A 25,563-nucleotide genomic window follows, 5' to 3' on the forward strand; every position below is an offset into this window, starting at 1 on the left:
AACTAATAAATAATGGCGAAAGAAGAATTAGAATGTTCATTCTGTGGTAGAAAAAAACCAGAAACAAATCTGTTAATTGCAGGTTTGGATGCACATATTTGCGACAGATGTATTGAACAAGCGCATGGAATTGTTTTAGAAGAATCAAAACAAGCAAATACTGATGAATTATCATCAGAATTGGTATTGCGCAAACCAAAACAAATCAAAGAATTCTTAGACGAATTCATCATTGGGCAAGGAGCTACAAAAAAAGTAATGTCGGTTGCTGTGTACAATCATTACAAACGATTATTACAACCACCATCAAATGATAGTATTGAAATTCAAAAAAGTAATATCATCATGGTTGGGCAAACTGGAACAGGAAAAACATTAATGGCAAAAACAATTGCTCGTATGTTAAACGTTCCGTTAGCAATTGTAGATGCAACTGTGCTAACTGAAGCTGGTTATGTAGGAGAAGATGTAGAAAGTATTCTAACACGCTTATTACAAGCAGCAGATTATAATCTAGAAAAAGCAGAACGAGGAATCGTTTTCATTGATGAAATAGATAAAATTGCGCGTAAAAGTGACAATCCATCTATAACACGTGATGTTTCTGGAGAAGGTGTGCAGCAAGCACTGTTAAAACTATTGGAAGGAACTGTTGTAAATGTTCCGCCAAAAGGTGGAAGAAAACATCCTGATCAAAAATTCATCGAAGTAAATACAGAAAACATCTTATTTATTGCTGGTGGAGCCTTTGATGGAATCAATAGAGTGATCACAAAACGATTAAACATGCAAGCGGTTGGTTACAGTGCTTCCAAAGAAGAAGAAGCATTTGACGCAGACAATCTATTACAATACATCATTCCAAAAGATTTAAAAGACTTTGGACTGATTCCTGAAATCATTGGTCGTTTGCCTGTATTAACGCACATGGATCCATTAGATGCAAATACGTTACGAGCAATCTTAACAGAACCTAAAAATGCAATCATCAAACAATACAAAAAATTATTCTCTATGGATAATATTGAGTTTGATATTACAGAAGGCGCATTAGAATTCATCGTAGAAAAAGCTATTGAATACAAACTTGGAGCACGTGGACTACGTTCATTATGTGAAACAATTTTAACAGATGCAATGTTTGATTTACCAGGCTCTGATGAAACAGAATTAAAAATCACTAAAGCATACGCTGAGAAAAAAATATCTAAATTAGCGATCAAGAAATTAAAGGCAGCATCTTAAATCATCGATAGTTAATGCAGATAAAAAGTTTTTATATCCAATCAATTCCGAAACAGTTATTGGTTGGATTTTTTATTGGACTTTGGTTATTTATGTTCTTTTTCTATGTGGAGCCGTTTGATATGTATCAACTTCCTATTGTTGAACGAAGGTTGGCAACATTTGGATACTCAATAGTTGGAGTATTAACCTATCTAATTACAATTCCAATACAAAGATTACTATACAATTATTCAAAAAAATGGACAATTATTGCCGAAGGGTTATTTACACTGGCTTTGGTATTAATTTCGGGTGGAATCGGATATGTTTTCTTCAAATTTATCTTGCTCGAGAATGATCCGTATGCGCATAGTTTCTCGTATTTCTTTCTGCAAAATGTAATTCCAACAGTATTGCTCATGCTACCAATGATGATCTTTTTACGTTGGATGTTTGGTGATAAAACTGTTTCAGAGACAATATCGGTCGAGCCGAAAGAAACAACCATTGTTATCAAAGGAGAAAACAAAGCAGAAGTATTACACATTAAAGCGTCCGAATTGGTTTTTGTTGAATCGGCAAATAACTATATAAAGGTTCATTACCTATTGCAAGACGAATTGAAAAATGAACTCTTCCGAAACAAAATATCTGTCTTGCAAAAAGAATTTCCTTTCTTGTTAAAAACACATCGTTCATTCTTAATAAATCCAACACACTTTTTAGAGTGGAAACGTGAATCTTCACAAACAATATTAATACTAAAGCCAAACGTAACAGAAATCCCTGTTTCTAAAACGTACAAAAAAGCATTGGTCGAAAAATTCATTAACCCCGCAGAATAAACAGTTCGCCAAAGCGAAAAAATTCTACCACTCAAACCGTTCCATTCGCCACAAATACTTGTAAACACTCACATAAAGTCGGAATATTGAATTGTCAAACACTAATAACAATTCAATATGAAAAAGTCACTATTTAAAGTATTCGCACTCACATTTATCGTAATTACTGCATTATATTGCGAAAGTTGCACCATGATTTATAGAACAGTTCGTCACAGGCAAGCAGACATTACAGATAATGAATGGCAGCCAAATGTTACGGTTGAAAAAGGAGCAGAAGATTTTATGTTTGCAGCAAAAACGGATACAGAATTAGCTTCATTCTTAGATGAAACTTTAGAAGGAACAAATACAAATGCTTTTATGGTCATCAAAAACGATACGATCATCTATGAGAAGTATTTCAATGAATACAATGAAAACTCATTACTAACGTCGTTCTCGGTAGCAAAATCGTTTGTATCTGCATTGGTCGGAATTGCACAAGAAGAAGGTCTATTAGATGAAAACGCGCCAATAACAACCTATCTGCCTGAATTATTAAAACAAGATAAAGACTTTGCAAAGATTACAGTAAAGCACTTGTTGAACATGCAAAGTGGAATCAAGTTTGACGAATATCCAAGGTTAAATCCATTTACTGGAATGGCGCGTTTATATTACGGAACCAATATTCGTGGAAAAATTACTAATGGGATGAAAATTGCAGAAGCGCCAGGGCGTTTCAACTACAGAAGTATTGATACGCAAGTATTAGGTGTTATCTTAGAGCGTGTTACAAAAATGCCTTTAGAAGAATACCTATCTCAAAAAATATGGAAACCGTTAGGAATGAAGTCTGATGCTACGTGGACAGTTGATAGCGAACGTAACAAAATGGTAAAAGCGTTCTGTTGTTTAAACGCCACTGCGGAAGACTTTGCAAAGTTTGGAAGATTATATTTAAACAACGGAAAATACAATGGAGTTCAGGTTGTGCCGGAAGCTTGGGTTGCTAAAACCAACAGCGGGAAAAAGATCAACAATCATTTTGGGTACAAAAACAAATGGTGGACAAGTTCACACTATGATATTTTTGATACTGCTGAAGAAGGAAAAGCATTTGCGAAAGCAAACAATAAAGAATATATAAAATCAAAAAAACTAAAAAGCGGTAGATATGTCTCATACTTTCAAGGAGACGATTACAACGCATTAGGGATCCTTGGGCAACATGTGTATGTAAACCCAGCAGAAAACATCGTAATAGTGCGTCTAGGAGATTCATGGAGAAACAAAAGGTTCTATCTTTCTGAGCTAATCTACACCTATGTTGGAAACGGACGTTACAAAAAAATGTTGAAGAAAGAAGCGAGTAGTAAATAATAGAAAAGCAATACTTATATATAACAGTCAAAAGTAATTAGTTCGCTATTGCTTTTGGCTGTTTGTTTTTAATCGTTTTTATCAAATAGTGTATCTTGAAATAAGATTCAGGTTTTATATCGTCTATAGAAAACACTTTCATTCACAAACAGATTAGGCATACTAATTGCACACATTTTAAAAATATCATTTCATGAAATTTCTTCTTTCTTTATTGTTGCTATTTTTTGTGTATACATCAAATGCGCAATTGTCCAAAAGTAAAATCACTAAGAATATTAAAAATTGGCAGGTTGAAAACGTTGAAAAATACGCTTTAAAGTTAGAAGGTGAAAATGTCTCTTCAATAATTACACGCTATCATCCAGAGCGACCTCAAGAACAAAACGATCTAATTGAAATTTCATATAAAGGCATGAAAATTCAATTAAAATTTACAAAGCCTATAAAAGAAATTACAACACACAAAGACAGTCTTCAAAAATACATTAGCTATGTATCCTTTGATAAAATCTACAACAATATATCTTCTAGTGGTTGGAATGTTTATCCAGAAACACCTTCAAGTAGTTTGCGAGGAAAAGGTGTTGTGTTTACATCTGAAAACGAAGAATTAAGTCTCGCGATTCATTGGTCTATATATGCAATCACTGGCTATAAGAATTCTAAAAAATGCAATGAAGAACAAGAAATGCAAGATATTGGTCTTTCAGAAGAATGTTATGTTCACAGTGCAAAAAAGATTCCGCTTGAAATTTCAATCACCAACGTATTTTTAGAGTAAAACGAATTACATATAAATTCTCTTTTGAATATTTCTTTTCTACTTCTATAAACATCTTTTTTTAAAATGTTAAGATAAAATAATTGGCTTTACTTGATGAAATGATTAGAATGTAAAGTAGTCTTAGAATATAGGCATAGGAAATCACATTGTTCAATTATAATAATTATCTTATATTTATATATGCTAAATAACAAATTTAGATGTTAGTTACAATATAAATAATATATGAAAGCACTTTATTCTGTAAATACGTGGCTTGCATTCAAAATTTCGGAAGTCTATTATCAAGATAGTCATTATGTTTGGTGTGCCCCATTTTTTAATGCTAATGGAGCTAATCCGCCATCTTCTGATCCTTCTAAGATATATAATATTATTGCTGAAGATGTATTAGGTAAAGATAAACATAGTTCAAAAATATCTCAAAATAGAGCAGGTTTAATAAAGGGTGCAGATTCTAAATTAAAAGAAGGAGTTATTAATGCAGAACAATATAAAGAAATTCTTGAAATAGCAAATAATGCAGAATTTCTTGACTTTAGACCGCTTGTTTATGTTATCCCATATTCTTTAGTCAAAGACGTTGCGAAACCAGCCTCAATAGAAATAAAAGCAAATTATTTCTCAAAAGAATTTATAATTGAAGATCTTAAACCTGAGCAATTTGATGTATTAGACCTAATGAAAATTTAAGAAAATGTATAAATCACTAATAAATAAGAGGATAGGTGTAAATGACCTGACTATTGTTGTTCATTATGTCATTGTAATACTGAATAAGTACAAAAGCAAAGAGAATAGTGAGATAGATATTAGAATGATCCATAATAAGCCGATAGGAAGTAATCTTAAAATTGCTGAAGAACTGTTCTTTGAAATAAATGCATCATCACTTATTAATAACAATCTAGAGTTAGATAAGCATATTAATAGTTTATATGATTATCTAAAGAGTGTTCTTGAGGAAAAATTAGATTTGGACAATGAAAAAGGAAAGTCTTTATTGAAGAAATTAAGAAATCAAGATGAAAATCCTTCGGATTTTGAAGAAGAAATAAGTATTACAGAAGTGTATTCGCCTCCAAAAAAAATGGAAGTCAATTTTGGTATGACACCAGTTTTTTCGGATCATTCAGATAATGTGATTAGCGGGACAGTGAAATTTTTTAATGACACTAAAGGTTTTGGATTCATAACAGAGGAAGGTACAAATACAGAGCATTTTGTGCACATCTCAGGATTGATTGACGAAGTACGTGAAGGTGATGAGGTTGAATTTTATTTAGAAGAAGGGAATAGAGGATTAAATGCGGTAAATGTAAAAGTTATTTAAAAATAACTATGGTAACCAAAAAAAGCGCCCGTTTTCACGAGCGCTTTTGGCAATATATCAGTTTATTACTAAGTACTACTCAACAATAACAAACTCAATTCTACGGTTTGTTTCATGTTGCGTTTCTGAACAGTTAGCACCACACTTTTCAATTGGTTGTGTTTCACCGTATCCTTTTGAAACTACACGACTTGCGTTAATTCCATTTTGTATTAAATATGCTTTTGCAGCAGCAGCTCTTTTGTTAGATAACTTATAGTTATAAGCATCTCTACCTCTTGAGTCTGTATGTGCATTAATTTCAATAATCATAGCTGGACTATCTTTTAATACGTCAATTACCTTGTTTAAAGATAATGTAGACTCATCTTTAAGTGTCCACTTTCCATAATCGAAATAGATGTTTTCTATTTTGATCATTAATTTTTCTTCAACTTCTACAATTTCAGCTTTAGCTTGTGGTAGTTTAATTGTTAACTTGTGTGTGAAATCATCACCTCTAAACGATTCGAAATCTTCGTCAGTTTCAATGAAACCATCTTTAGAAGCATGTAAAGTATAAGAATTGTAAGGAATCACGCTTGTTGTGAAAACTCCTTTATTGTTAGTTTTGATTTTATCAACAACACGACCATACGTATCAACTACTGTTACCGTAGCATTTGGTAATACCATGTTCGTTTTAAAATCTACAATTGTTCCTTGTAATTGTTGTAATGTCTTTTCTCTTTTGAAATAGTAAATATCATTTCCACCTTTTCCACCAGCTCTGTTTGATGTAAAGAATCCAGAGTTAGATTGATCCATTAAGAATCCAAAATCATCTTCAGGACTGTTTAAAGAACTTCCCATGTTTACAGGGAAATTGAATTTTCCGTCAATAACTTTACTTTCGAAGATGTCTAAACCTCCTAAGTTATAGTGTCCGTTTGAAGAAAAGTATAAAGCACTATTATCTCCCATGATGTATGGAAATCTTTCGTCTTTATGTGTATTAATTTCACTTCCTAAATTTTTAGGAGCTTCATATGTTCCGTCTTCGTTAATAGTTACAGAGAATAAATCATATCCACCTTTTGATCCAGGAATGTTTGAAGAAAAATAAATTGTCTTATCATCTGGAGATATAACTGGATTTTCAATTGAATATCCTACTTGATTGAATGGTAACATTTCAAAGTTTGTCCATTCGTAGTCAATCATTTCAGCTCTAAATATTTTTAAATTTGATTGTCCGTTTTCTTCAATACTTCTTGTGAAGTAAGCAACATCTTGTGCATCTGATAAAGAAACAGAACCTTCATGATTTTCTCTTGTATTGATTGCTCTTGAGAAATTTACTAAGTTTTTAATGTCTCCTTTTCCGTTTAAATCTCCACAATATAAATTGTAGAATCCATCTTTTTTACTGCTAAATGCTCCGATTCTTTTTGAAGAAGAAACAATTATCTTATCTCTAAAGAATGCTGTTGCATGCTCAGAGTATGGCGTATTGATGTTGAGGTTTTCAAAGTCATACATAAATCCATTAGGATCTAACGCTTTGATGGCTTTGTTTTCAAAATCTTTTGTATTGGTCGTTTCTGTGAAGAAAGTACTGTTATCAATCGCTTCTGCCGTTGGCCCTTGTGCAGTTACGAAAGTTACAGTAAATGTCGCTAATAAAAGCAACATTGTAGGTGTAAACTTTTTCATTTTAAATTTGGTATTGTACTCTAGTTAATAATCTGATAACCCAAATATAAAGCAGCAAATTAGTTACCTGTGTTTTATTGGTTAAAAGACGCGGAAATTCGATGAGTGGTAATATGGGTAAGTTAAATGAAATAAAAAACAGGTATTTTCCCCTGTAAAAAAAGCTAGTTAATTGATAGACAATATGCTAGTTTATTTTATTCATTTGAAGTAATTCGTCCAAATAGATACGTTGATTTGACAATCTTGGGATTTTATGTTGCCCGCCAAGCTTATCATTCTTCTTTAACCAATCGTAAAATAATTGTGGTCGTGCAACGTGTAATTTTAAATTATTTAACGTTAAATTATTAAAGCGTTTTGCTTCATAATCCGAATTTATATTCTGCAAAGCTTCATCTAATAAAAAGGCAAATTCACTAATATTTTCTGGTTCCTTTTTAAATTCAATGATCCATTCGTGCGCGCCTTTTTCTTTATTTTGCATGAAAATAGGACCAGCTGTATACTCTACAATTTCAGATTTTGTAGCAATACAAGTACGTTTTAATGCATCTTCTGCATTCTCAATAATCAACTCTTCGCCAAAAACATTAATATGATGTTTGGTGCGTCCGGTAACTTTAATTCGATATGGATTTGTAGATGTAAATCGAATAGTGTCGCCAATCATATATCGCCATAAACCTGCGTTTGTGGTAATAATAACAGCATAATTTCTTCCAACTTCAACGTCTGATAATGGTATTGTTTTTTGTTCTAATGTATGAAATGTTTCCATCGGAATAAATTCATAAAAAATACCATAATCAAGCATTAACAATAATTCATCAGAATCATTTCGATCTTGAATCGCAAAGAAACCTTCCGAAGCATTGTAAATTTCATAATATTTAAAATCTTGTTTTGGTAATAAGTTGCGATATTGTTCTTCGTACGGCACAAAACTTACGCCACCATGAAAATACACTTCCAAATTCTCCCAAACTTCAAACAAATGTTCTTTTTTCGTTTGCACGATGACTTCATTCAACAATACTAACATCCAAGAAGGAACACCAGCCAAACTCGTCACATTTTCTTTTAATGTTTCGGCAATAATAGCATCAATTTTTACTTCCCAATCACCCATTAAAGAAACCTTGTTGCTTGGTGTACTGCTAAATTCCGCCCAAAGCGGTAAATTATCTATTAAAATAGCCGATAAATCACCGAAAAATGTTCCGTTTTGTTCATACAATTCTTTGCTTCCGCCTAAGCGTAAACTTTTTCCATTAAACAATTGCGAACCTTCATTATTGTTCAAATACATACACAACAAATCTTTGCTAGCTGCATAATGACATAACTCTAAAGAATCATCACTTACGGGAATAAATTTACTTTTAGCATTTGTAGTTCCGCTCGATTTTGCAAACCAACGAATTGGTTTTGGCCAAAAAATATTGTTCTCTCCTCTACGTGAACGTTCAATCATTGGCTGAATTTCCTCATATCTAGTTACAGGAACTCGTTCGGTAAAGGTTTTGTAATTGGTAATCGTTGGAAAATCATATTGCTTACCGATTTCTGTTTTTTTGGCTGTTTCAATCAGCGACATTAATAATTCTAATTGTACTTCGTGTGGATTGTTCAAAAAAAGCTCTATTTGATAGATGCGTTTTTTTAAAAACCATGAAGCGATAGAATTAACTAATGGTATCGACATTATGTATGAATTATTCGGTTGTTTTTTAGTTGATAAAATATGGTTGCTAGTGAAAAGTTTTTTACTTTCGTTAACGATTCGCTTTTAAAGCAATCAGACTTTAAGTGAATAAAAATAGCAAAAAACTTTAATGATGTATCAAGGTGTTTTAACAAAAATGCAAACAGAGTTCGGAAAACCAATTCAATATTATCTAAATTTTGAAGATGATTTCCTGAATATGAATCAATTACTAAATAAAACACTCACATTAAATTTTGAAAAGTTTGAATGCTTAAATTGTCATTTAAATAAGCAAATTTACAGACAAGGATTTTGTAAAAGCTGTTTTTTTGAAATTCCAACTGCTGGCGATTGGATTATGCGTCCTGAACTAAGTACTGCACATTTAGGTATAGAAGATCGCGATTTGGAGTATGAGAAAAAAGTACAATTGAAACCACATATTGTATACTTGGCATTATCAAGTGAAGTAAAAGTTGGTGTAACGCGTAAAGGGCAAGTGCCAACACGTTGGATAGATCAAGGTGCTGTAAAAGCAGTGGAAATTGTAGAAGTTCCAAACAGATATTTAGCAGGAATTACGGAAGTTGCGTTAAAATCATTTGTATCTGATAAAACAAATTGGCGAAAAATGCTTCAAAACTTAAATGAAGATGCCGATTTATTAGCCAAAAAAGAAGAACTACAACAATTCATTCCAGAAGAAGCAAAAGAATATTATTTAGCGAATAGAGAAGTAGTAGAACTAGATTTTCCAGTACTTTCCTATCCTGAAAAAGTAAAAAGCTTGAACCTTTCCAAAACACCTAATTATTCAGGTGTTCTTAAAGGAATCAAAGGGCAATATTTAATTTTTGAAGACAATACGGTATTCAATGTTCGTGGAAATGAAGGCTTGGTTGTGAGTTTAGGAATTTCTTAATTTGAGAATTGTATTGTCATTCCTGCGGAGGCAGGAATCTATTTGCTGCATGAATGTTAAAATAAAGAAGTGAAAATTTCGTTCGTTTGTTATGACAAAAACAAGCTGCATACTCTTTTTTTTACTTCTTATAAACTATTCCTTTTCTCAAGACGTCAAGATAAAATTTCCAGTAAACAACTATATATATGCTAAGATTGATAATCCAATAGAAATAATTGGATGTGTTAATTTTAGTGACATTGAAGTGACTGCAAAAAACGCTGAAATCCTTGGAGAGAAAGGTGTATATATATTGAAAGCAAAAGAATCCGGAGTTGCTCATATAAATATCTATAATAAAAAGTCAAAAGCTACGCAATCCATGCCTTTAAGAGTCAGAGAATTTCCAATTCCTACAGTGCATTTAAATAGAAATTATGATGGACTTAATGATAAAATAGCCCTTCAGCGTTCTACACGGTTGAGAACTAAAAATAATGAATTAGGATGTTGGAATGTAAGTGAAGTTATTATTTTTGACTTAACCGTAATTCATTCAAATAAAGTATACGATTTTAAAGATCAAAAGAATAAATTTTCAAAAGACATTAAATCGTTGTTTGCTACTTTAGCAAAAGATGATTTAGTTGTTTTTTATAATGTTAGATTTAAAATGTTTGGAAGTGAAGATTTGATTTTGAGTGATTTAGTCTATAAGATTGAATAAAAAGTATGCTACGCTAACATGTATTTCACTAACTGAATACTTCCAATTGCAAACAATAATACGGCAATAACTTTATTAATCATGGCAGCGATATTTTGCACTTTATTTTTGATTAATATGCTAAATCTACTATATCCATAAAGCGTCAACAATTTGCCCAAATATACACCTGAGAAGAATACAAACAGAATGGTTAATGATGTATTCATGTTCAATTGAAAAGCGTTTTTATTCAAATATGTAATTATAAAAATCCAATACACTAAAACTGTCGGATTCAATAACCCTAAAAGTAAACCTGTAATGTACTTTGAGGTTTTGCGCTTTTTTTCGGATGCACCTTCTTTCTTCTTTTTGAAGAATAAAATTCCGCCAACTAGAAATAATAAAACGGCAATCGCAATTTGAATCCACTGATTCATATCTATAAAATCAGCAACCACCATACTGCAATGCAATGCATAGAATGATAGTATAATTTCGGCAATACCAGCTGTTAGTGCAATTTTCATCGCGTTACGTGCATCAACACGTAACGTTGTATTAATTACCGAAATATTGACTGTTCCTAAAGGAATAGCACCTAAAAAAGTAACCAAAACACCAACCGCAAAGTATATTAAAAATTCCATGAGGTATTGGTAGGAAGTTTTTCTAAATCATTACAAAATGTTGAAAATGAAATTGAAGCTGAAGAAATAAATTAACTAAAAACACATTAATTCACAGAATCCTTCTTCTTAACGTCTTTTTTCTTCTTACGATTTCCAAACAAATTTCCCAATCCACTTTTTATATCATCAATAGGAGAGTTTGGAGTTGTTACGGTAGAATCTTTCTTTGTATTACTTCCTTTAATCAAACCGCCTAAAATGTTGTCAACAGCTTCGTTTCCTGTTTTGATATTTCCTAGAGCTTCTTGTGCTTTCACCTTAGCTAGTTTAACCGCTAAATCTTTGGAAGCACTCGCCAAATCAGTAGTGAAATTTGGACTTGTAAAGTTTCCGGTAATCTGAGTAGATACAGGAACTGTAATGTTTTTTGCCTCTTCCGATTTTATCTGTGAAAGCAAGGTAGTTACTTCTGTTCCTAAATATTTTGCTGGAATTTGAAAAGTAGCATTGTAATTCAATGATTGATCAAAACCGTGACTTCCATCAACAATGATTTCAATATCTTTATAGTTGAATGAAAATGGTTTTACATTCACTTTTCCATTGTCAAAAGATAACTTTGTTTTAATATCATCAATATTTATCTTATTCAGATCGATAAAAGAAAGTTTGTCATTAATTGTATTGAAGAAATCTATATTTTGAGACTTCAATGTTGTCGTGATCAATTCTGCGAAAGCGTTCCCAGAAATCGTTTTTAAATTTGGTGTATAACTTTGGGTTAAATCGCCTTTTAAAGAAATAATTGAATTCAATTTTCCATCCAATGCTTTAGCAACAGGCGCAATAGTTTGAAGCAACTCTAATCCGTTAAATGATTTTGAAACATCAAACTCGTCCATATTTAAATCCATGGCAAACGTTGGCGTGTCTGTTTTGGTAGAAATTAATCCAGACATTTTTATTTTTCCATCAAATACTTCTGAACTTACATCTTTTAAAATTGCTTCTCCATCTTCTAATGATAAATTTCCTTTTACATTGTTTAATGTAATATTATCGTAATATACCATGTTTGAGTTTACATAAATATTACAATCTAAAAATGCAGGAATTTTTAATGCTTCTCCTTTTTCAACTTCCGTGTTTTCATTTTCGCTTCCTTCTTCGCTTGCCACCATAAAATCGCTTACGTAAAAGCTGTCTGAGTTTACTTTGAAATTTCCTTTTAGTTTATCTTCTTTAAATAAGAAACCAATTAAGTTTTCAATTGTTCCTGTAGCGTTAAAGTCACTTTTTCCGCTGGTAGCATCAAACTTTTTTAAAGTGATTCTTCCTGGAGTAAAATCAATTTTTGCTTCTGAAATTGCTAATGGATTTACAACATCTTTTGAAGAAAACAAAAAGTCAGAAATTTGAATGTTTCCATTATTTTTAACACGTTCATAATGTTCATTTTGAATGGAGTTCATGTCAAAATTTGTTGTCAAATTTGCATCTAAAATTCCGCTTAATTCTTTGTTCAATTCAATCGGATATGCTTTTGAAATATTTCCTAAGTTCAACTTACCAACAATTGAAGCATTTACTTTCGGATTGGTTGTTAATTGTGAAATAGTTCCGTTTCCACGAAATGAATCTTCATCGATTTTAAAAGCTAAATTTCCAATCTTTACATGTGTGTCTTTTACGTTTCCTGTGGTGTTTTTTAATTGCACATCAATATTAATATTCTGAACACTTTTTGGTAAATCAGGATATTTGAAAGACGCATTGTTTGACACAACTTTTATGTCAATTGTTGGAATGGTAGTTTCGGTTACAATTCCTTTAATTGCTCCAGAAACTTCAAAATTTCCAGATGTTTGTACGGTTGAAATATTCTTAGCATATGCTTTTGGAATTACACCTAAAAAGTTTTTAAAGTCAGAAGAAGGTGTTTGTAAGGTTACATCAACTTCTTGTGAATCTGGATTAATTTTTACAAAACCATCAAATTTCAATGGCAATTGATTGATTAATGCTTCGTTTTCTAAAAATGTATACTTTCCATTGGTTAAGTCCATTCCAATCAACGCTTCTAGTGCAATTTGTTGTTGCTCAACGTAATTCATACCATCAATTCCAAAAGAAACTAATGCATTTGTTGTGGTATTCAATTCGGATGCTGCTAATGAAAAATCGCCAAAACCTTCATGCTGTAAATTAGTTACCGTTAATTCTGTTTTGCTTTTTGCATCATAGTATTGAATGTCTGTATTAAGAATGTGATAATTGTCTATTTTAAACTTAAAGTCTGAAGTCTCCGAAACATTCTCTGCAGTTTGTGTGGTTTCACTAGGTTTTGCAATGTCGTAATTTGCGTTTCCATTTTCATCAACCTGAATGTTTAGCTTTGCAGTGTCGATTGTGAAACTATAAATTTGAATAGCTTCATTTGGACCTTTAAAAAGCTCGCCAATTGCTGTGGTGACTGCAACTTCTTTTCCATAAAATAACGTGTCATTTTCAAAAGGAGCATTATTAATTACTGAAATATCTTCTAAAACGATAGACGCTTTTGGAAAACTTCTAAAAAAACTCACATCGGCATCAGCAAAATCAACGCGTGCATTTACATTTTCATTGATGGTTTCTTTCACCATTGCAATGATTTTATCTTTAAATAAATAAGGCGCTGTAACTAATGCAATAATTAATACAAGGAGCGTTATTCCAGTTATTTTTAATACTTTTTTCACTTTCATGAGTTCCATTTTTTTGGATTACCTAATAACGTGAAATTTCAAAAAATCACTGTTAAGAAGATGATAAATTTTCGGGATATTCGTCTAAGTCTATCTCTTCTCCAATTTTTAAGCCAAAACGCTTTCTGAAGAAATAAACTATTAAATATAAAAATGGAGTATCAATAAAAGCAACGAGTATTTTAAAAATAACACCAGCAACTATTAAGCCGATATACTTATCCCAAGGTATGATTTCAAAAAAGCAGAGTAATGTAATTACTGAAACTGTATCTACAAACTGAGAAGCAAACGTAGAGAAGTTATTACGTAGCCATAAATGTTTTCCCTTTGTCAGTTTTTTCCAAAAATGATATAACTGAATATCTATAAATTGCGCAAAAAGGTATGCCAACATGGAAGCAATAACGGCCAAAGGTGCATTCCCAAACACATGTGTAAACGTAGAATCATTTACATGTGACCATGAAGTTGCAGGAACAGCTTTTGAAATATAAATAATTCCTAACGAAAAAATAGAAGCAAAAATTCCTGCAATTACAACCTGATTCGCCTTCTTTTTACCATAAATCTCTGAAATGGCATCTGTAATTAGAAAGGTAAGCGGATATGGTAAAAGCCCAACAGAAATTTCAAAAAGATTTTCGCCAAATATTTTCATATCAAACGGATACCAATAAAAGAATTTCTGGAAAATTAAATTTGAAACAACTAAAGAAGTAATAAAGAGCGCTGCTAAATATAGATATATTTTAGAAGCAAGTTTTTTGTCTGCGATGGTCATAATGTAAAGATACTAAACTTTCTTTTTACAACATTTTCTTTGTGATAAAATACATAAAACGAATTCATAAATACATAGTTTGAATTTATAAATGCAATGATAGACTGTTTTTTTAATCAATTAGTCATAAGTAGTTTAGCAGCATTAGAACATACCAAAATTAATTATTTATTAATAAATTAAAAACTTTATATCATGAAGAAAAAAACATTAAAAGGACTTTCGTTAAACAAGAAGTCAGTTTCAAATTTAAATCAAGAAACAGTTATTGGAGGAAGATTCTCAGAAGGTTGTACAGATGGTTGTACACCTTTTCAAACAGCTTTAAATTGTACAAATGGAAACTGTAGTCAAGATTGTGGTAATGGATCTAATGGTATCTGTGCACCAATTGACGCACCTTTAAACTAGTAGTATTTAATATGATTTTTTAAAATCGTGAGCCTTTCCTGTAGTATAGGAAAGGCTTTTTTTGAATTTAAATAAATCATACTCGCCATATATAAATAACGACTCGTGATTTATAAATGGTTGATTATAAGTGTTTTGATTTGGGTGGGAACTGAATTAGTTTAGCCTCAGTATTAACAATTAAAACTTTTATATTATGAAAAGACAAAAATTAAATTCATTAGTATTGAACAAAAACAAAGTTTCTAATTTGACTGAAGGACAATTATTAGGAGGTTCATCGTTACCAGCTACACATCTTTGTACGTATATAAGTGTAACATGTACTGCAGACACTCAACCAAAACCTACGGATGATGCGTGTAATATGAAGTAATTTTTCACTAATGTAATATATTATTACATAGTAGAGGCTGTCTATATTTTTTAGACAGCCTCTTTTTAATTTGGTGAAGCATCTTTAAAGGTTATTTAAACAGGTAATTCTCTTTGTCTTAAATTTTATTTAACCTCAATTCAATTAGCAGTCGGAATATATAAATAACGACTCGTTATTTATATATAGTTGATTATAAGCACTTTGTTTTTAGGCTTCTATAATTTAGCTTCAATATTAATAATTAAAACTTTTATATTATGAAGAAACAAAAATTAAGTTCATTCGCATTAAACAAGAACAAAGTTTCTAATTTGACAGAAGGATTATTATTAGGAGGAAGTACTTCTAGTGGAGCTAGTAACACAGGATATCCAACAAGTACTGCACTTTCAATATTAGGTTGTACGTTAGCATGTGGAGGAGGAACAACTGGTCCTGCACCTTCAGGAGAAGGAGCATGTAACAAAAAATAATGCTTAATTAAAAAATGAAAAGCCTTTCCATGAATAACGGAAAGGCTTTTTTAGTGATTAATAACTAACAAAATTATTTAATCTCTATTTCGTATGGTAACAATAATTGTGGTCCTTCCATTTGTGTCATTTTCTTCATTTTTTGCAACATCATATAATGTTTGTCACCTAATTCTTCTCTCATAATAGCTTCTTTTGACTGAATAAATCCACCTGTATATTGATCTAAGATATTTTGAAAGTCTTTTTCATAAATTGGTAATTCTTTAATACGATACTCTTCAATATCAGCTGCAGTTGCGGCTGCTTCGATTGCCATATCTAATCCTCCAATTTCATCTACTAACCCAATTTTAATAGCGTCATTTCCTGTCCAAACACGTCCTTGTCCAATAGAATCTACAGCGGCTTGCGTCATTCCACGTCCATCAGCAACACGTTGTGTAAACAAGTCATAAATATCTTCAATACCTTCTTTAATTAAGGCGCGTTGTTCGTCTGTCATTGGTTCAAAAACACTATAATCAACAGCGTTTTTATTGGTTCCAACTTGTTCAGCATTAATTCCTAAATCTTCAGCCAATTTGTGCATATTAGGAACAGTTCCAAAAACACCAATACTACCTGTAATTGTATTTGCTTCAGCAAAAATTTTGTCAGCATTACATGCGATGTAATATCCGCCAGAAGCGGCTAAATTCCCCATAGAAACAATCACGGGTTTTGTTTTCTTTGTCAATTCAATTTCTCTCCAAATCAATTCACTAGCCAAAGCACTTCCTCCAGGTGAGTTTACACGTAATACAATAGCCTTTACATCATCATTTTCACGAGCCTCTATTAATGCCTCGTTAATAACGCCTTGTCCAATAGTAGCTTCATCTCCTTTTCCATACATAATTTCACCTTGCGCATAAATAACTGCAATACGATCACTACTTTTTGATGATTTTGGCTTTTTACCAGCATATTCTGAATAATCATAAATGTCAATTTTATTTACATCACTATTTTGACCTAACGCATTTTGAATTCCAGCTTCATATTCGTCTTGGTATCCAATTTTATCTATTAATTTAGATGCTAATGCTAGTTTTGCAGTTCTTCCAGCTAATTCATCTGCCAATATATTTAACTCATCAGAAGATATGTTTCTGCTTTCCGAAATTTCTTTTCGCATTTCATCCCAAATTGAAGTTAAGAAAACAGAAATTTGCTCTCTATTAGCTTCACTCATTTCTTGATTTAAATATCCTTCAACAGCACTTTTATATTTTCCGTGACGAATCACTTCCATCTTTACACCGTATTTTTCTTGAAAATCTTTATAATACATACGTTCCATTCCCAATCCTTTAAAGTCTAAAGCGCCAACAGGATTTAAATAGATTGTATCAGCAACAGAGTTTAAGTAATAGTCTTTTTGTGATATATAATCTCCGTATGCAACAATAAATTTACCAGATTCTTTAAAATCAACTAACGCATCACGAATTGCTTTTGTTTGCGCCATTCCAGCGCTGATGCTATTATTTGAAATAGAAATTCCTTTAATCTTTGCATCATTTTTTGCATAGTGAATTGCATCAATAATATTGAACAAACCATCGTAGTTTGGTTCGTTTGGAAAAAATGTTAAATCTCCATAATCAAACTTTCCTGCATAATCATTAATAGGTTGATCTAAGTTTAATTCTAAGACAGTATTGCTCTTAACAACAACTGTATCTGAATCAGATCCGCCAGAAAGCGCAATTAAAATAATCAATAGAAAAAATGAAATTATGAAGAAAACTCCAATTCCAACAACAGTTGAAAGTACACGTTTTAAAAAATTCATAGTGTTTGTGTTTTGTAAATTTTTTGGTAAAAATATCAATTAATTGAATAACTATGAAGTAAGTGTGCTTTTATGACAAAACGTTACAGTTTTTTGTGGAATTAATGCATGTTGAAGTTTTCAAACAAAAAACCAAGCTAGTTTTTATAATCTCGAACACAATTAAAAAGATAGGTAATCATATATTTTTTCGTAATTCGATCCATATATTTTAATTATATTTGGCGGATCAATTTTGAGCATACAAAACCTTTATAATCTCATCCACATTTGTTACAAACTACATATATATCTATAGGAAGTAATGTTGGCGATAAACGTGCGCATTTGCAAAATGCTGTACAAAAGCTTTCTACGGAAATTGGGCGTGTTTTAAAAATATCGGCTATCTATGAAACGCCTTCTTGGGGTTTTGAAGGTGGCGATTTTTATAATGCTTGTTTGTGTATAAGTACCGAATTATCTCCTGCCGAAGTGATGACAAAAATTTTGGAAGTAGAAGTTTCGCTTGGACGTGTACGAAGTGACAAAAAAGGATATCAAGATCGTATTATTGACATTGATATAATTTTTTATGAACATATAACTATTGATTCAGATTTGGTCAAATTGCCACATCCATTAGCACATGAACGCAAATTTGTGATGCAACCATTGTGTGATATTGCACCAAGTAAAATTCATCCAACATTTAAAAAGACAGTTTCACAATTAAATGAAATACTTTCGTCTGACGGAATTGAAAAAAGTGATGAAACTTTACATAATCCTGATGCTCAACAAGATTTATCTCGATTCAATTACATTGCGATAGAAGGAAATATTGGTGCAGGAAAAACATCGTTAGCGACAAAAATTGCAGAAGATTTTAATGGAAAGTTGATTTTAGAGCGTTTTGCTGACAATCCGTTTTTGCCAAAATTCTATGAAGATAACAGTCGCTATGCATTTCCGTTAGAAATGTCGTTTTTGGCAGATCGGTATCAACAAATTTCTGACGATTTAGCACAATTAGATTTATTCAAAGATTTTATTGTGTCTGACTATGATATTTTCAAATCGTTGATATTTGCAAAAGTAACGCTGCAGCGCGAAGAATATAAGCTTTATAGAAAGCTGTTTGATATCATGTATAAGGAAATTCCAAAGCCCGATTTGTACGTATATCTCTATCAAAATACAGAACGTTTATTGCGAAACATTAAAAAACGTGGACGCGATTACGAACAAAAAATTCCTTCTGAATACTTAGACAAAATCAACAATGGATATTTGGAGTTTATCCGAACACACAAAGACTTAAACGTAAAAATCATTGATGTTTCTGATTTAGATTTTGTTGCCAACGCAAACGATTATCAGAAGATTATTTCTGAAATACATAAAGTTATAGTTTAGAGATCGCTTCGCATTTGGATCGCTTCGCATTTGGATCGCTTCGCATTTGGATCGCTTCGCATTTGGATCGCTTCGCATTTGGATCGCTTCGCATTTGGATCGCTTCGCATGGTTCTTAAAAATTCTAAAACCGTCAGTTCGCGTGAATTTGTGTAACAAATTTGTATCGAGAAGTACTTTGAAAATGATGTTGTCATTCCTGCGAAGGCAGGAATCTATTGATATAATCTAAAAATATTTTCTAAAAGTTGAATTGTTTTTTAATAGAATGACTAATAATAAAACTAACAATCCAAGGAGTCTAACGTTCTAACATTTCTAAAGATCCAACTTAGAAAATACATCCCAAATTACAACACCAGCACTTACTGAAATATTTAACGAATGTTTGGTGCCAAACTGTGGAATTTCAATCACATAATCACTTGCAGAAACTACATCTTGTTGCACGCCTTTAACTTCGTTTCCAAAAACTAATGCATACGTATTTGGCTTTTCAGGAGAAAACTTATTCAACATAATAGCTTCTTCAGCTTGTTCAATGGAAGCAACTTTTACGCCATTTCCTTGGAGCTCTTTTACCAATTCAAGCGTGTCTTCACGATGTTCCCAAGCAACGGATTCTGTCGCGCCTAAAGCTGTTCTGTGAATATCTTTATGTGGCGGTTTTGCTGTAATTCCACATAAATATACTTTCTCAATTAAAAAGGCATCACTTGTTCTAAAAACCGATCCAATATTATTTAAACTTCGAATATTATCCAAAATAATAATAATAGATGTCTTTTCGGATGATTTAAATTCATCAACGCTTAATCGGTTTAGTTCACTATTTTTAAGTTTTCTCATAGGTAATTCGTGAGATTTCCTTGAATTTATTTAAATTCGCAATTCAACAATTTCTGCAAAAATAACATTAAAAATAGCAAACATTGGCAAAAAGCACAGCGAAAAAAGTAACTCCTTTAATGAAGCAATACAATGGTATCAAAACTAAGTATCCAGATGCTTTGTTACTATTTAGGGTAGGAGATTTCTATGAAACTTTTGGTAAAGACGCTGTAAAAGCTGCCAATATTCTAGGAATTGTATTGACGCACCGAAATAATGGAGGCGAGAATGTAGAACTTGCAGGCTTTCCACATCACTCGTTAAATACGTACTTGCCGAAGCTTGTAAAAGCAGGTGAACGTGTTGCTATTTGTGATCAGTTAGAAGACCCAAAACAGACAAAAAAGATTGTAAAACGTGGTGTTACGGAATTGGTTACGCCAGGAGTTGCGTTTAATGATGAAGTGTTACAAGCCAAAACGAATAACTTTTTGTGTGCAATTCATTATGGAAAAAAACTCCTAGGAATTTCTTTTTTAGATGTTTCTACAGGAGAATTCATGACAACGCAAGGTTCGGAAGAATACATTGATAAAGTATTGCAAAACTTTAAGCCGAGCGAAATTTTAATTCCAAAACAAAAAAAGATAGCATTTGCAGATACTTTTGGAACCAATCACCATGTATTTTATTTAGATGATTGGGTTTTTAAAGATGATTTTGCGCAGGAAAAACTTATCAATCATTTTGATACAAGTTCGTTAAAAGGGTTTGGAGTTGAAGATTTACGCGAAGGAATTATTGCTTCAGGTGCAGTTTTACATTACTTATCTGAAACACGACATAATAAATTACAACACATTACATCTATTGCACGAATTGCAGAAGACGAATATGTTTGGATGGATCGTTTTACGGTTCGAAATCTAGAATTATACGCTTCTACATCGTTCAATGCAATTACATTAATTAACGTAATTGATAAAACCATTTCACCAATGGGCGGACGTTTATTAAAACGTTGGTTAGCGTTACCATTGAAGAATAGTCAAAAGATAAAACAACGACATGAAGTTGTAAATTATTTATTGCATCAAGGTGACGAATTAGGCAAAATTCAACAACACATTCGTCAGATAAGTGATATTGAACGTTTAATATCTAAAGTTGCCACGGGAAAAGTTTCGCCAAGAGAAGTTATTCAATTAAAAAACTCGTTGGAAGCCATTATTCCGATCAAGCAAATTACAAGTAATAGTAAAAATGAAGCATTAAAAGTAATTGGTGATACGATTCATGAATGTGAATTATTGCGTTCAAAAATTAAGGAAACTGTCAACGAAGAAGCACCTGTTAATATTTTAAAAGGAAACACTATTGCAAGTGGTTTTTCTGATAAGTTAGATGAATTGCGCGGAATTGCTTTTTCAGGAAAAGACTATTTAGACAAAATGTTAGAACGCGAATGTCAGGCAACTGGTATTCCGTCTTTAAAAATAGCTTCAAACAATGTATTTGGCTATTATATAGAAGTTAGAAATACGCACAAAGCGAAAGTGCCAGAAGCATGGACACGAAAGCAAACACTTGTAAATGCTGAGCGTTACATTACGGAAGAACTTAAAGAATACGAAACAAAGATTTTAGGCGCAGAAGAAAAAATAATGCAAATAGAGCAGGAGTTATTTGCAGATTTAGTCGTTTGGATCAATCAATACATAAAAGCAGTTCAGCAAAACGCAAACATTATTGCAAAGCTCGATTGCTTGTGCGGATTTGCGACTTTGGCAAAAGCAAACAAGTATATCTATCCTGAAATTGACGATTCATTTGATTTAGATATCAAAAATGGTCGTCATCCTGTAATTGAGCAACAATTGCCAATTGGTGAAAGCTATATTGCCAATGATGTGTATTTGGATAGAGATGGACAACAAATCATTATGATAACAGGTCCAAATATGAGTGGTAAGTCTGCTATATTGCGTCAAACAGCTTTAATTGTACTCTTGGCTCAAATGGGAAGTTTTGTGCCCGCAGAAACCGCTAGAATCGGTTTGGTTGATAAAATATTCACCAGAGTAGGCGCAAGTGATAATATTTCGATGGGAGAATCGACGTTTATGGTTGAAATGAACGAAACTGCTTCCATTTTGAATAATATTTCTGAACGTAGTTTGGTATTGTTGGATGAAATTGGACGTGGAACAAGTACCTATGATGGAATTTCGATTGCGTGGGCAATTTCAGAATACTTACATGAACATCCATCACGTGCAAAAACATTGTTTGCGACACATTATCATGAGTTGAATGAAATGACTGAGATTTTTGATCGTATCAAGAATTACAACGTTTCTGTAAAAGAATTAAAAGACAATGTATTATTCTTGCGTAAATTGGTAAAAGGTGGAAGTGAGCATAGTTTTGGAATTCACGTAGCTAAAATGGCCGGAATGCCGCAACAAGTAATTCACAAAGCGAATAAAATTTTAAAACGTTTAGAAAAATCACACTCAAGTGAAGAACTCGCAGATGATTTAAAAAGTGTAGAAAATGATATGCAATTGAGTTTCTTCAATATGGATGATCCATTATTGGAAGAAATAAAGCAAGAAATTCTCCTGACAGACATTGATACTTTAACACCAGTTGAGGCATTAATGAAGCTCAATGAGATAAAACGCATGTTACAACGTCAAAAAAAGTAATTGATTACGAGCGCATTAAAAAATAAATTATTCTTTTTCTTCAAAACGTTTTGGTATTTGAAGAAATGTTTTAAATTTGCATCCGCAATACAGTAGTAGTGTTGCACGTTCTTTAATAAAATTGCGAAAATAGCTCAGCTGGTAGAGCGTAACCTTGCCAAGGTTGAGGTCGCGGGTTCGAGCCCCGTTTTTCGCTCAATATAAAATCCACGCTCGAGTGGTGGAATTGGTAGACACGTTGGACTTAAAATCCAATGGCCCTTGGGCCGTGCGGGTTCAAGTCCCGCCTCGAGTACAAAAGCCCTTCTTAATCTTTTTGATTTTGAAGGGTTTTTTTATGCGTTAAAGTTTTCATGTTAGATAATATCTTGGTTATTTCGGGAAAATTTCAACATAGAAGATTTCTTCAGACTTATTTCTTACTCAATGCATGTTTGTTTTTTCTTTTGAATATTCAGATTTTTATTACTTTTAGATGAATTAGTTAGAAATCAATTATCATGTATGGAAGCCTAGAAAATTTACTTGCCTTAATTAGGAAGTTTTTTTTGAATTACGGAATAGAGATCGGAACTGTAGAAACGTTATCTGGATTGATAGCATTGATATCACTTTCATTTATTGCTATAAAAAGCATTATTAAAGGAATTAAACATATAAGTGATAAACGAAAGAATAAAATATTAGCAAGAGATTTACATCCATTTTACACGCCAGGAGAAATTGACAAGGCTACTAAATATTATATCAAGACTAATTTTCAAAATGTTCCACCTTCGGAAGATGATGAACCTGGAAGAAGTTATATCGCGGCTGCAAAACAACCATTAATACCTTTGTTTATTAATAAGGTTTTTGGAAATACTACAAATGATCATAAGTACTATTTAATCTTAGCAGATTCAGGAATGGGGAAAACTACATTCATGATTAACCTGTATTTATCATACAAATTTCATAAAAAATGGTTTAGGCAATTGCCCAAATATGATATTAAACTTTTCCCATTAGGAAATACTGAGACATACGAGAGAATCAATAAAATGGAAACTTCTGAAAAGGAGAATACTATTTTATTGTTAGATGCTTTCGATGAAGATAATGATGCAGTTATAGATTATGAAAAACGAATGACAGAACTTGTTGACTTGGTTTGGAATTTTAGATATGTTGTCATTACGTGTAGAACACAATTTTTTCCTTCTAGCAAAAGCGAACCAACAGAAACAGGTAAATTTAAATTTGGTCCCGACTCAGGAAGTTACCATTTTCAAAAATTATATGTTTCAATACTTTCTCAATCGGATATCAAAAAATATTTAAAAAAACGATTTAAACCTTTTCTTTTCTTTAAGAAAGAAAACTATAAAAAAGGACTTGAAATTGTGGCAAAAAGCCCTAATTTAATGATGCGACCAATGTTGTTGAGTCATATAGAAGATTTAACTTCAGAAGACTTTACTATTAAATATAGCTTTCAGATTTATGAAATTTTGATAGAAAAATGGTTGGAACGAGAATCTAATAAACCCGGAATTATAAAAAAATACGGAAGTGATTATAAGAAATTATTAGAAGATTTTTCAAGATCATTGGCACGTCATTTATATAAAAGAAGAGTTGAAAATGGAGAGCAATTTAAATTAGATGTTAATGAAATTATTGACAACCCTGATGGATTACAATTAGAAGATATTGAAGGAAATATTGTCAATATTGAGAAATATGACCAAGGAAGCAGGTCTTTATTAAATAGAAATGCTTTAGGAGAATATAAGTTTTCTCATAAGTCGGTGCTTGAATACTTTTTGGCGTATGAAGTAATTCATAATCTATCATTTAGAAAAGAATTTCAGTTAGATGCAGATTTAGATGCGACCAAAATGTTTATTATAGAAATGATAAAATCTCATAAATATAACATTGAAGGACTTTCAGCTTTTATGTTGTTAGATTTAAATTTATCAGTAAAAGAAATCATTGACTTGGTGAGAAGTTCTCCTAGATTAAAAAACCTTACGGGAGTTTTTACTTCGGATGCGTATTATAAAGATTATCGAAATGATATTAGTATCAGTTTTTATGATGATGATTCTGATTACGTAATTGTAGAAGAAGTAGTCAGTTTTATAGTTATAGCTAAGAAAGGACATGTTATTGAATTTGAAAATAAATTGAATCGAACTAGTGAAATAGATGAGGTAACAAGTTGTGACATTATGGTGATTAAATATATAGATAGTAAACCAATAAAGGTTATTGATTCTTCAGATGCTGATCAACTTCGCACTAGATATGCAATTACATCAAAACTTGGTTTTAAGATTATATCAGAAGAAGGAATTGGTTTCGTCACAATAAAGGCAAAGAAAATATTCTCATTAGAAGCAAACCCGCAGGCATTAAATTTCAAATTTGACAATATTATTGATAAGCTTAACTTTACAATTAATCATTCTAAAACAATAGGAATCGAAATTGACACTTCTTCATTAAACAAAGATTTATTGATAAATAAGGAAGATAGAATGCATGCTAATTCGTTACATGTAGAATATCAACATGCGATGTTGACGGGAAGTAGAATTCATCTAAAACTGAAAGATTTAAGAGAAAAGAATTTATAAATCTTGTGTATAAGTAGTTCTTTCAATCTTTTTGATTTTGAAGGTTTTTTTTATACTAACGATATTTTTTATTCAATACAGTGAAAACACCTTTTAATAGTAATGCATTCCCATACTTTGTATCTGATTTCTAATCTTACATTGGGGAATCTAA

At 31.8% G+C, this 25,563-nt stretch carries 21 protein-coding genes and 2 tRNA genes; 16 read left to right on the top strand and 7 right to left on the bottom strand.

Annotated elements, in window-relative coordinates:
- Window positions 1-12: 12 nt before the first annotated feature.
- From clpX to ACUUYC_RS10960, 6 genes are all read left to right on the top strand, one after another.
- On the top strand, window positions 13-1,245 hold the full coding sequence (clpX, locus tag ACUUYC_RS10935) for an ATP-dependent Clp protease ATP-binding subunit ClpX (protein WP_474265848.1): 1,233 nt from the start codon (window positions 13-15) through the stop codon (window positions 1,243-1,245).
- 14 nt (window positions 1,246-1,259) lie between these two features.
- Window positions 1,260-2,072, top strand: a complete 813-nt coding sequence (locus tag ACUUYC_RS10940; protein ID WP_474265849.1) for a LytTR family DNA-binding domain-containing protein — start codon at window positions 1,260-1,262, stop codon at window positions 2,070-2,072.
- 117 nt (window positions 2,073-2,189) lie between these two features.
- Window positions 2,190-3,437: a serine hydrolase domain-containing protein gene (locus ACUUYC_RS10945; RefSeq protein ID WP_474265850.1), complete on the top strand. Its 1,248-nt coding sequence runs from the start codon at window positions 2,190-2,192 to the stop codon at window positions 3,435-3,437.
- 193 nt (window positions 3,438-3,630) lie between these two features.
- On the top strand, window positions 3,631-4,221 hold the full coding sequence (locus ACUUYC_RS10950) for a hypothetical protein (RefSeq protein ID WP_474265851.1): 591 nt from the start codon (window positions 3,631-3,633) through the stop codon (window positions 4,219-4,221).
- A gap of 228 nt (window positions 4,222-4,449) precedes the next feature.
- Window positions 4,450-4,917: a hypothetical protein gene (locus tag ACUUYC_RS10955; protein ID WP_474265852.1), complete on the top strand. Its 468-nt coding sequence runs from the start codon at window positions 4,450-4,452 to the stop codon at window positions 4,915-4,917.
- Window positions 4,918-5,365: 448 nt separating this feature from the next.
- Window positions 5,366-5,557, top strand: coding sequence for a cold-shock protein (locus tag ACUUYC_RS10960; protein WP_474266375.1), 192 nt, complete (start codon window positions 5,366-5,368; stop codon window positions 5,555-5,557).
- A gap of 75 nt (window positions 5,558-5,632) precedes the next feature.
- Here the strand turns inward: ACUUYC_RS10960 and ACUUYC_RS10965 are convergent, their stop codons facing one another.
- Together ACUUYC_RS10965 and ACUUYC_RS10970 are read right to left on the bottom strand one after the other, a co-directional pair.
- Window positions 5,633-7,252: an OmpA family protein gene (locus tag ACUUYC_RS10965; RefSeq protein WP_474265853.1), complete on the bottom strand. Its 1,620-nt coding sequence runs from the start codon at window positions 7,250-7,252 to the stop codon at window positions 5,633-5,635.
- A 187-nt stretch (window positions 7,253-7,439) separates the two neighbouring features.
- Window positions 7,440-8,960, bottom strand: coding sequence for a GH3 auxin-responsive promoter family protein (locus ACUUYC_RS10970; RefSeq protein WP_474265854.1), 1,521 nt, complete (start codon window positions 8,958-8,960; stop codon window positions 7,440-7,442).
- Window positions 8,961-9,090: 130 nt separating this feature from the next.
- Between ACUUYC_RS10970 and ACUUYC_RS10975 the strand changes: the two genes are divergently transcribed.
- Window positions 9,091-9,885, top strand: coding sequence for a DUF2797 domain-containing protein (locus tag ACUUYC_RS10975; protein WP_474265855.1), 795 nt, complete (start codon window positions 9,091-9,093; stop codon window positions 9,883-9,885).
- 91 nt (window positions 9,886-9,976) lie between these two features.
- Window positions 9,977-10,594: a hypothetical protein gene (locus ACUUYC_RS10980; protein WP_474265856.1), complete on the top strand. Its 618-nt coding sequence runs from the start codon at window positions 9,977-9,979 to the stop codon at window positions 10,592-10,594.
- Window positions 10,595-10,602: 8 nt separating this feature from the next.
- Here ACUUYC_RS10980 and ACUUYC_RS10985 read toward each other — a convergent pair whose 3' ends face one another.
- The 3 genes from ACUUYC_RS10985 to ACUUYC_RS10995 all read right to left on the bottom strand — a co-directional run bounded on the left by ACUUYC_RS10985 (window position 10,603) and on the right by ACUUYC_RS10995 (window position 14,739).
- Complete coding sequence (locus tag ACUUYC_RS10985; RefSeq protein ID WP_474265857.1) at window positions 10,603-11,226, bottom strand: LysE family transporter; 624 nt, start codon at window positions 11,224-11,226, stop codon at window positions 10,603-10,605.
- 86 nt (window positions 11,227-11,312) lie between these two features.
- Window positions 11,313-13,955, bottom strand: coding sequence for an AsmA family protein (locus ACUUYC_RS10990; RefSeq protein WP_474265858.1), 2,643 nt, complete (start codon window positions 13,953-13,955; stop codon window positions 11,313-11,315).
- A gap of 52 nt (window positions 13,956-14,007) precedes the next feature.
- The gene (locus tag ACUUYC_RS10995; protein ID WP_474265859.1) at window positions 14,008-14,739 is read right to left on the bottom strand and encodes a queuosine precursor transporter; all 732 of its coding nucleotides are present in this window, start codon (window positions 14,737-14,739) and stop codon (window positions 14,008-14,010) included.
- Between the two features lie 195 nt (window positions 14,740-14,934).
- Here ACUUYC_RS10995 and ACUUYC_RS11000 point away from each other — a divergent pair, with 195 nt between their 5' ends.
- The 3 genes from ACUUYC_RS11000 to ACUUYC_RS11010 all read left to right on the top strand — a co-directional run bounded on the left by ACUUYC_RS11000 (window position 14,935) and on the right by ACUUYC_RS11010 (window position 16,002).
- Window positions 14,935-15,150, top strand: a complete 216-nt coding sequence (locus ACUUYC_RS11000; protein WP_474265860.1) for a class I lanthipeptide — start codon at window positions 14,935-14,937, stop codon at window positions 15,148-15,150.
- A 196-nt stretch (window positions 15,151-15,346) separates the two neighbouring features.
- The gene (locus ACUUYC_RS11005) at window positions 15,347-15,526 is read left to right on the top strand and encodes a hypothetical protein (RefSeq protein ID WP_474265861.1); all 180 of its coding nucleotides are present in this window, start codon (window positions 15,347-15,349) and stop codon (window positions 15,524-15,526) included.
- Window positions 15,527-15,786: 260 nt separating this feature from the next.
- Window positions 15,787-16,002 (top strand): hypothetical protein, encoded by a 216-nt coding sequence (locus ACUUYC_RS11010; protein WP_474265862.1) that lies wholly within the window; start codon window positions 15,787-15,789, stop codon window positions 16,000-16,002.
- A 73-nt stretch (window positions 16,003-16,075) separates the two neighbouring features.
- Here ACUUYC_RS11010 and sppA read toward each other — a convergent pair whose 3' ends face one another.
- On the bottom strand, window positions 16,076-17,842 hold the full coding sequence (gene sppA / locus ACUUYC_RS11015; protein WP_474265863.1) for a signal peptide peptidase SppA: 1,767 nt from the start codon (window positions 17,840-17,842) through the stop codon (window positions 16,076-16,078).
- 270 nt (window positions 17,843-18,112) lie between these two features.
- Between sppA and folK the strand changes: the two genes are divergently transcribed.
- Window positions 18,113-19,240, top strand: a complete 1,128-nt coding sequence (gene folK, locus ACUUYC_RS11020) for a 2-amino-4-hydroxy-6-hydroxymethyldihydropteridine diphosphokinase (RefSeq protein ID WP_474265864.1) — start codon at window positions 18,113-18,115, stop codon at window positions 19,238-19,240.
- Window positions 19,241-19,558: 318 nt separating this feature from the next.
- On the opposite strand, the gene ACUUYC_RS11025 is transcribed toward folK, so the two are convergent.
- Window positions 19,559-20,089 carry an RNA methyltransferase gene (locus ACUUYC_RS11025; protein ID WP_474265865.1) on the bottom strand — a complete coding sequence of 177 codons (531 nt, stop codon included), beginning with the start codon at window positions 20,087-20,089 and terminating at the stop codon, window positions 19,559-19,561.
- An 83-nt stretch (window positions 20,090-20,172) separates the two neighbouring features.
- On the opposite strand from ACUUYC_RS11025, the gene mutS reads away from it, so the two are divergent.
- From mutS to ACUUYC_RS11045, 4 genes are all read left to right on the top strand, one after another.
- Window positions 20,173-22,782: a DNA mismatch repair protein MutS gene (gene mutS, locus ACUUYC_RS11030; protein WP_474265866.1), complete on the top strand. Its 2,610-nt coding sequence runs from the start codon at window positions 20,173-20,175 to the stop codon at window positions 22,780-22,782.
- Window positions 22,783-22,905: 123 nt separating this feature from the next.
- Window positions 22,906-22,978 (top strand) — tRNA-Gly (locus ACUUYC_RS11035).
- A 15-nt stretch (window positions 22,979-22,993) separates the two neighbouring features.
- Window positions 22,994-23,077 (top strand) — tRNA-Leu (locus ACUUYC_RS11040).
- A gap of 205 nt (window positions 23,078-23,282) precedes the next feature.
- Window positions 23,283-25,409, top strand: a complete 2,127-nt coding sequence (locus ACUUYC_RS11045) for an NACHT domain-containing protein (protein ID WP_474265867.1) — start codon at window positions 23,283-23,285, stop codon at window positions 25,407-25,409.
- Window positions 25,410-25,563: the final 154 nt, after the last annotated feature.

It is taken from the genome of Kordia sp. E (genome assembly GCF_056033805.1).